The organism is Corallococcus sp. CA049B (genome assembly GCF_003611685.1).
GTDB classification, from domain to species: domain Bacteria; phylum Myxococcota; class Myxococcia; order Myxococcales; family Myxococcaceae; genus Corallococcus; species Corallococcus coralloides.
In genome coordinates this window covers 1-8,648 of the sequence record NZ_RAWC01000301.1, presented here as the reverse complement: position 1 = coordinate 8,648, position 8,648 = coordinate 1, and the positions used below count along the sequence as shown (strand labels likewise).

The following is an 8,648-nucleotide window of genomic DNA, read 5'->3' as shown; positions in this document are numbered from 1 at the left end:
CGCCCGCCCCGGCCGAGCCCGTGCGGCTCACGCTGGTGGGCACCAACGACTTCCACGGCTGGGTGATGCCCCACCGCGCCACGCTGCCGGACGGGCAGAAGGTGGAGCAGGGGGGCGCGGCGCTCTTCGCGTCCTACGTGGCGCGGCTGCGCGAGGACAACCCGGGCGGCGTGCTGCTGGTGGACGGCGGCGACCTGTTCCAGGGGACGCTGGCGTCCAACCTGGGCGAGGGCGCCATCGTCGTCGACGTGTACAACCTGCTGGGCTACACGGCGGTCGCCATCGGCAACCACGAGTTCGACTACGGGCCGGTGGGCCCGGGGCCCGTGGCCACGCGCCCGGACGAGGACCCGCTGGGCGCGCTCAAGGCCCGCGTGGCGCAGGCGAAGTTCCCCTTCCTGTCCGCCAACGTGCGCGAGAAGGACGGACAGCCCCCGGCGTGGCTGGGCAACGACGGCACCACCGTCGTCACCGTGAAGGGCGTGAAGGTGGGCCTGCTGGGCCTGTCCACGCTTTCGACGCCGCAGACGACCAACCCCGCGAACGTCGCGAGCCTGAAGTTCGAGTCCCTGGCCGACGCCGCGAAGCAGGCCGCGAAGTCGCTGCGCGAGCAGGGCGCGGAGGTGGTGGTCGCCGTCGCGCACGCGGGCGGCAAGTGCACGGACCTGGAGAATCCGCGCGACACGTCCGGGTGCGAGCGCGACGACGGCGAAATCTACGCGGTGCTGGAGGCGCTGCCCAAGGGCGCGGTGGACGCGGTGGTGGCGGGCCACACGCACCAGGTCATGGGGCACTTCTTCGGCGACGTGCCGGTCATCGAGACGACGGGCCTGGCGCGCTCGTTTGGCGTGGTGGACCTCTTCGTGGATCCGGCGACCCACCGCGTGCTGCCCGAGCGCACGCGCATCCACGCCGCCATCCCGGTGTGCGGCGCCGTGGACGCCACGCTGAAGTCCTGTGATCCGCTGAAGCTGCGGGACGCGAAGGACGTGCGGCTGGTGCCGGCCACGTTCCTGGGCAGGCCCGTGGCGCCGGATGCTCGCGTGGAGGCGCTGGTGGCCCCCGCGGAGGCGCGCGTGGAGGAGGAGCAGCGCCGCCCGGTGGGCGTGGAGACCCAGGCCCGCATGCCCCAGGTCTACGAGGGCGAGAGCGCGCTGGGCAACCTCATCGCGGACGCGATGCGGGAGGCGGCCCGCTCCGACGCGGCGGTGATGAACGCGGGCGGCATCCGGGCGGACCTGCCGCAGGGGCCGCTCACCTTCGGGAAGCTCTATGAAATCCTGCCCTTCGACAACACGCTCGCGGTGCTGGAGCTGAGCGCGGACGAGCTGCGCCGCTTCCTGTCGCTGGCCTACGGCGGCCGCAAGGGCGTCTTCGCGGTGTCCGGGCTGGAGGTGACGCTGGGCGCGTGCCCGGGCCCGGAGCGCTTCCAGGGCGTGACGCTGCCGGGAGGCAAGCCGCTGAAGGCGAAGGCGACCTACCGGGTCGCGGTGCCGGACTTCCTGCTGCGCGGCGGTGACGGGGTGGGGCCCCTGACGTCCACGCTGCCACGGGAACGTATCAACCTGTTGCAGGCGCAGGACCTGCGCGAGGTGCTCACCGCGTACGGCCGCGCCCACGGCAACGCGCTGAAGCCCCCGGCGCTGGGGCGCGTGCACCTGGTGAAGCCGGCGGGGCCCTGCGCGGACGTGAAGCCCTGAAAAAAGCGCGCCCGGCGTTGGAAATTTTCCCTCCGCGCTGATCCGCTGGGGCTGGATCGCGGTGCAACCCAGCGGAAGATCAGCACAAGGCGGCCAGGGCCGAATTTTCGGCCTGGGATCAGTTTCCAACGGCGGGAAACCTCCCTACTCTAGGGCACGCGAGCTCCCTTGCAGGCGCGGCCCCGAGCCAGCGCGAGCAGGTTGGAGCCCGTGCGTGGGAGGGACAGAAGAGATGCTCTACAAAGTGACCCCGATGATGGTCCCCGCCGTGCCCGAGAAGAAAGAGGCGCGCGAGCCGGGCCAGCCGCGCAAGCGGCGCAAGTCCTCCGTCTACGACGCCGACGGCCACGAGGTGTTGATCTCCCTGATGTGTCTGAAGTGCAAGACGCTCAAGCCGCTGGCGCAGTTCGGGCTGCGGAAGATGGCGGACGGCGCCATCCGCAACCAGCCGTGGTGCCGGGGCTGCCGCTCGGGCGCGGGCACGAAGAAGCCGAAGAAGGACGAGTCCCAGGCCGCCACCGTCCAGGTGCCCGCCGTCGCCGCCACGGAGCCCGTGCTCCAGGTCGTCGCCGCCGTGCCGCTCGACGCCGCGCCCGTGGCTCCGACGCTCGTCGACGCCCCGGTCGCGACCGACGCGACGGCCACCCCCCTGGTCTGAGCCACCGCCCGGGATGATCCGCCCTGCTGGGGCGCGCACGGTTCGCGCCCCGCATGTGACGGCCATGCCCGAAAGCCTCCGTTCGTCAGGACAGCCGCAGGCCCGCCGGCAGCGTGTCGCCGAGCGCCCGGGCTTCGTCCGCGGCCTCCAGCGCCACGACCTCGCGCACCATCCGCACCCAGGTGTCGGCGGCCTTCGCGGCCACCAGCGCCTGGGCCGTGCGCTCGCGCAGCGCCGGATCCAGATCTCGCGTGCGGTCGCCGGTGAGGCGCGCGAGCTGGGCGGCGGCGAAGGGGGCGCCATCCACCTTGCGCAGGTCCAGAGACAGGAGCAGCTCCAGCCACGCCTCCGCCGTCTCCACGTCCACGACCTTGTGGCTGCTGCCGTACAGCGGCACGCGCGCGCCCAGCCGGCCCAGGGCCCACGCCCACGGACCGCCGGAGCGGGACTCGGCCTTCAGCCGCGCGGCGATCCACCGGCCCACCTCCGCCTTGTCGCCCGGCGCCAGGTGCTCCAGCGAGGCGGCGGTGCGGATCATCTCGTCCAACCCCTCCGGCTGGATGCCCTTCAGCTTGCCGCCCTGCGTGGGCGCGTCCGGCGGCACGCGCCGGGCCAGGTGCGGCTGGAGGTAGCCGTACAGCTTCTGCTGCTGTCCTTCCGTGAGGCCGCCGGCGATGCGGCGCCACATCACCCAGAACTCCGTCCACACCGACTTGTCCGTGTGGTGCTGCACCAGCGCGTCGAAGAGGCTGAAGGTCTGCTCCGCGCGCCAGCCGTCCAGCGGGTAGCCGAAGCCGGGGCGCAGGCAGAACCCGGTGAGGCTGTAGAAGACGCGCTCGTGGTCATCCGTGCGGCGGCGCTTGCTCGCGCCCGCGTACAGCGTGCTCCACAGCTCGCGCAGCACGGGCACGCGCCACGTCTCGCGCGGGCCCAGCACCTTCTCCAGCGTGCGCGACAGCTGCTTCACGTCCTTGGGGCCCAGGGGCAGCGGCTTGTTGCCGTAGACGCGCTCCACGTTGTCCTTCGCCTCGGCGAAGCGCGCGGGCATGGACTCGGTGACGGTCAGCTCGTGCGAGCCGCCGGTGCCGCGCAGCTCGAACTCCAGGCGCCAGCGCTCGTCCGCGACGTCCGACACGCAGAACAGCTCCAGCGTGCCAATCTCCGTGAGCGCGGCCTGCAGGTGCACCGGCACCTCGCTGACCTTTCCGGACGCGCCCTTGAGCAGCGTGTGGATGGGCGGCAGCGGCTTCAGGTCCTCCGCCAGCGGCACCAGGTCCCCCGGCTTGTCGATGCGGTCGCTCGTCGTGGAGTAGAGCGCGAACTGCACCGGCCGGCCCAGGGTGAGCGTGAAGGGGCGCTCGCCCAGGTCCACCTTCTGGCCCTCCTCGAAGCCGCGGGGAATGAGGCACAGCGTGGGCTGCTCCGCGCTGTCCGGGCCGCGCTGCAGGCCCACGTAGTACGCGCGCGCCGCGCCACCGCCGATGCGCAGGCCGTGCCCGCGCCGCACCAGCCCGTAGTACGCCGCGCCCCGCGCCACCGCGAGCTCCAGCGACTCGTGCTTCAGCAGCGGGATGCGCGGCGCCTGCGGCCACCACGCGGACAGCGCGTCCACCAGCCGCGCCGAAATCTGGGGCGAGTTGAAGACGCCGCCATTCAGCAGGATGGCGTCCGGGCGGGGCAGGGCGCCTTCGTGCGACGGCGTCTCGCCCAGCGCCGCGAAGCCCGCCGCCGCGTGCTGCGCGAGGAAGGCCGCCAGGTGCCGCGTGACGGCCGGGTCCTGCACGTACGGCAGGCCCAATTCCTGGAGCGCCATGCGCGCCGCGCGCCGGGGCCGGTCTGCGGGCGGGGACAGCGGGAAGAAGCCGTCCAGCACCAGCGCGTGCGCCTCGTCGCGGCCCAGCTCCGTGGACAGCGTGCCGCCCAAGAGCCGGCTGCCCTCGCCGATGAGCGACACGCCGTACTTCTCCGGCGGCGCGCGCCCCAGCAGCTCCTCCTTGGCGGTGCGCGCGGCCTGGATGGCCTGCGTCCACTGCGTCGCGGACAGGCGCCGGCCGTTCTGGGTGAGCTTCTCCTCCATGCGCCGGGCGAGCGCGGCGTCCATGTTGTCGCCGCCCAGCATCAGGTGATCACCGACGGCCAGGCGCCGCAGCATGGGCCCTTCCGGCGACACGCCCGCGTGCACCAGCGTGAAGTCCGTGGTGCCGCCGCCCACGTCCACCACCAGCACCAGCCGCACCTGGGACAGCGTCTGCTCCAGGTCCGCGCGGTGGCGCGCGGTGTAGTCGTAGAAGGCCGCCTGCGGCTCCTCCAGCAGCGTGAACTTCTCCAGCCCTGCCTTGCGCGCCGCGCTCACCGTGAGGGCGCGCGCCGCCTCGTCGAACGAAGCGGGGACGGTGATGACCACCTCCTGCTTCGCCAGGGGCTCGTCCGGGTGCGCGAAGTCCCACGCCCGGGCCATGTGCGTGAGCAGCAGGGCGGACGCGTCCACCGGGGACAGCTTCTGCACGTCCGCGGGCGCGCCCCACGGGAGGATGGGCGCGGAGCGGTCCACGCCCGGGTGGCACAGCCAGCTCTTGGCGGAGGCCACCAGCCGGCCCGGCACGCGCGCGCCCTGCCAGCGGGCCAGCTCGCCTACGACGTACGGCCCGCCATCATCACCCCAGGGCAGGCGCAGCACCTCCGGGGCCAGCTCGTGGCCGGCGGGGACGTAGACGGTGGACGGCAGGAGGGCGCGGGGGGCCACTTCGCCCTGGCGGACGAGCTGGGGCAGGGGGAAGTCCTCGACGGGTGCCCCCGAGCCCTTGCCTGGATCCACGGATGCCACCGCGCAATGGGTGGTGCCCAGGTCGATGCCGACGATTCGCATACGCCTCCGGTGTGCGGGGCCCCTTCTACTCCTTCATGCGTACGTTGAGCTCCAGCTTCCAGCGTCCGGAGCCGTTCTTCTCCAGGCACCGCAGCTCCAGCGTGCCCACCTCCGTCACCGCCGCCTGGAGGTTCACCGGCGTCAGGTCGCCAAAGGGCGTGGCCTGTCCGGGCAGCGTCGTTTCAATTGGCGCCACCTCCTCCAGCCCCCCGGACGCCAGCTCCGACTCCACGTCCTCCAGCATCTCGCCCACGCGGTCATCGCGCCGCACGGACGACGCGAAGAAGCGGAAGCTGGTGGGCTCGCCGGTGACGAGTCCGAACTCCTGGGGCGGCACGTCCGCCTGCGTCCCTTCCTCCATGCCGAAGGGCGCCACGCACAGCGCCTTCACCGGCGGCTCCATGCCCGGCACCGCAGGCATCGCCGTCTCCACGCCCACGTAGTAGGCGCGCGCCGTGCCGCCGCGGATGCGCAGGCCGTGCCCCTGACGCACCCAGCCGTAGTACGCCGCGCCGCGGGCCACCGCGAGGTCCAGGTCCGCGCCCTCCAGCTCCTTCGCCGGGGGCGCCCCTTCCGCGGCGAGCCACTGGTTGAGGACCTCCATCACGCGGCCCTTCAGCGGCCCGGCCTTGAAGACGCCGCCGTTGAAGAGCACCGCGGTGGGGTGCAGGAAGCCCTTGCCCGTCACGTCCACCGGCGAGTCCGCGCTGGCCGCCAGCGCCTGCGCCTGCCGGGTGAGGAAGGCCGCCAGGTGCTTCGTCACCGCCGGGTCCTGCGCGTACGGCAGCGCCATCTGCGCCAGGCCCGTGCGCCGGGCGGTGCGCGGCAGGTCCGCCACCTGCGTCACCGGGAAGAAGCCGTCCGTGAGGACGCGGTCCAGCTCCTCGCGCGTCAGCTCCGTGCGCAGCGTGCCGCCGATGAGCGACGAGCCCCGGCCCGGAATCGCGATGGGCACCCGGTCCACGGAAGGGTCCGCGTACAGCGTCTCCTTCGCCTGCCGGCACCCGTAGGTGAGGCCGTTGAACTGCCACGCGTCCAGCTTGCGCCCGTCCGCGGCCATCCGCTGGTTGAGCGTGTGCGCCAGGGCGAGGTCCATGTTGTCGCCGCCCAACAGGATGTGGTCGCCCACCGCCACCCGCAGAAGCTCCAGGTCGCCCTCGCGGTCCTTCACGGTGATGACGGAGAAGTCGGACGTGCCGCCGCCCACGTCCACCACGAGGATGACTTCGCCGGGCTGCACCTGCCTGCGGAAGTTCTCCCCCATCGCCTCCAGCCACGCGTACAGCGCGGCCTGCGGCTCCTCCAACAGGGTGATGTGCTCCAGGCCCGCCGCCTTCGCGGCCTCCAGGGTCAGGTCGCGCGCCGCCGCGTCGAAGGACGCCGGGACGGTGACGATGACCTCCTGCTTCGACAGCGCGTTGCCGGACTCCTCCTGCGCGCGGGCGAAGGTGTGGTCCCACGCCTCCTTCAGGTGGCGCAGGTAGCCCGCGGACGCATCCAGCGGCGACACGCGCTGCACCTCCGGCGGCGCCTGCCAGGGCAGGAGCGCCGAGCGCCGGTCCACGCCCGGATGCGACAGCCAGCTCTTCGCGGACGACACCAGCCGCGTGGGCACCTTCGCCCCGTGCGAGCGGGCGAAGTCACCCACGATGACGCCCGGCTCCTGGCTCCACGGCAGCCCGAGGCTGCCCTCCGGGAACTCCTGCGCGCTGGGGAGATAGAGGAAGGAGGGGAGCAGCGGGCGCGCTTCCACGGTGCCGGGCGCCGTCACCTGCGGCACGGGCAGCATGGACTGCGAGGGGCCGCGCGGCTTGCCGTCCTCGAGGTTGAAGTAGGACACCGCGGAGTGCGTGGTGCCCAGGTCGATGCCGATTGCGTATCGGGCCATATCGGTCGGAAACCCCGGGAAGGGGCCTTGTGGTTCCTCGAAGGGAAGGGGACTGCGAAAGCTGCGCCGCCTGCTGCCCGGGCGGGCGTCAGGCGAGCTCGACCTCCGCCGGCGCCAGCACGCGCGGCTCCATGGCGGGGCTGACGGTCGGGAACTTCACCTCCGTGGTCACCCAGCCGTGGTGCCGGAGCGTGCCGCCATAAGGAGGCTCACCGGCGACGTTGCCGGTCAGCCGGATGCGCTGCGCGTCGAAGCCCGGCGGCACCGTCACCTTGTCGCCCTCGCCCTGCGGCAGCACCGGCTGGAGCGTCAGGTACTGGTGCACCACCTTGCGGCAGCCCTCATGGACGATGCGGGCCGCCGCGCCCACGTCCGCGTCCGGGAAGGCCGCGACGTTCTCCTGCACGAAGTCCAGGAAGCGGCCCTCGCGCTGGAGCATGGCCAACAGCGACAGGGCGCTGGCGTGCTCGCGCTCGGGGGGCAGGGGGGCGGGCGCCACGGGCGCCTGGACGACGGGCGCCTTCACCGGCGGTGGGGCCTGCGTGTCCCCGGACGGGAGATCCTTGAGCTGGCCGGCGTCATAGGCGCGGCTGGTCGGCAGCACGGCCTGCGCGAATTCGCGGGACACGAGGCAGCGCCAGAAGCACAGCCAGGCGAGCCAGAAGCGGGCGAAGAACGACAGGGAGGCGGACGGGTCGGTCATCGGCCCCGGATAACAAAGCCGGAAGCCTTTGCAATTCGCCAATGGCCTGAAATGCAAAGGGCCTCACGGTTTCCCGTGAGGCCCTTCGGTTTTTCATGGTGGAGGTGGACGGGATCGAACCGACGACCTTCGCATTGCGAACGCGACGCTCTCCCAACTGAGCTACACCCCCACATGGGGACTGCTTGCTGCCTGCTGCGCCTCGCGGGCGTTGGGTCCCGAGAAGTGAGTGGGCTAGTACCGGAGCCTCACCTTGCTGTCAAGCAGCTCGTTTCCGGCCCCAACCCTGCGATTGACGTGCCGCACTGTGGATGCCATAAAAACCGCCTTCCGGTACCGCATCCTTCCCGGCCATTCCGGGCACCTTCTGGTTCATGTCCACCTCCCCATCGAAGACGTTGAGCCCCACCGAGCTCGCGAAGCTTGAGCATTCGTTCGCTTCCGACCCCTCGTCGGATGCCTACAAGCCCCTGGCGGAGGCGTACCTCGACCTGGGTCGCTTCATGGAGGCGATGGTCGTCTGCAAGAAGGGCGTCAAGGCGCACCCGACCGCGGCCGATCCCCGCCTCTTGCTGGCCCGCGTCTACGCGGCGCAGAACAAGGACAAGAAGGCGCTCGAAGAGGTGATGGGCGCCCTCCAGGTCCAGCCGGAGGACAAGGCCGCCCTGCGCATGGCGGGCGTGCTGCAGATCAAGGGCGGCGAGGCCGACACCGGCCGCGGCAACCTGCTCAAGGCCTACCAGGCGGACCCCGGCGATCCGGAGACCGTCACGCTCCTCCAGCAGTACAAGGTCTGTCTCTTATACACATCTGACGCTGCCGACGATCGCATA

At 72.1% G+C, this 8,648-nt stretch carries 5 protein-coding genes and 1 tRNA gene; 2 read left to right on the top strand and 4 right to left on the bottom strand.

From position 1 onward, the window contains the following. Both D7W82_RS36570 and D7W82_RS36565 read left to right on the top strand, forming a co-directional pair. On the top strand, positions 1 to 1,700 hold a 1,700-nt coding region (locus tag D7W82_RS36570), incomplete at its 5' end, for a bifunctional UDP-sugar hydrolase/5'-nucleotidase (RefSeq protein WP_233588155.1). A gap of 232 nt (positions 1,701 to 1,932) precedes the next feature. Beyond that, complete coding sequence (locus D7W82_RS36565; RefSeq protein WP_120622721.1) at positions 1,933 to 2,358, top strand: hypothetical protein; 426 nt, start codon at positions 1,933 to 1,935, stop codon at positions 2,356 to 2,358. Between the two features lie 85 nt (positions 2,359 to 2,443). Here D7W82_RS36565 and D7W82_RS36560 read toward each other — a convergent pair whose 3' ends face one another. The 4 genes from D7W82_RS36560 to D7W82_RS36545 form a co-directional block, all read right to left on the bottom strand. Then, entirely contained in the window at positions 2,444 to 5,224 is a 2,781-nt protein-coding gene (locus tag D7W82_RS36560) for an Hsp70 family protein (RefSeq protein ID WP_120622720.1), read from the bottom strand. Between the two features lie 25 nt (positions 5,225 to 5,249). Continuing rightward, positions 5,250 to 7,112 carry an Hsp70 family protein gene (locus D7W82_RS36555; RefSeq protein WP_120622719.1) on the bottom strand — a complete coding sequence of 621 codons (1,863 nt, stop codon included), beginning with the start codon at positions 7,110 to 7,112 and terminating at the stop codon, positions 5,250 to 5,252. Positions 7,113 to 7,200: 88 nt separating this feature from the next. After that, entirely contained in the window at positions 7,201 to 7,815 is a 615-nt protein-coding gene (locus tag D7W82_RS36550) for a DUF2760 domain-containing protein (RefSeq protein ID WP_120622718.1), read from the bottom strand. 96 nt (positions 7,816 to 7,911) lie between these two features. Then, positions 7,912 to 7,987: transfer RNA gene (locus D7W82_RS36545), tRNA-Ala, on the bottom strand. Between the last annotated feature and the right edge of the window lie 661 nt (positions 7,988 to 8,648).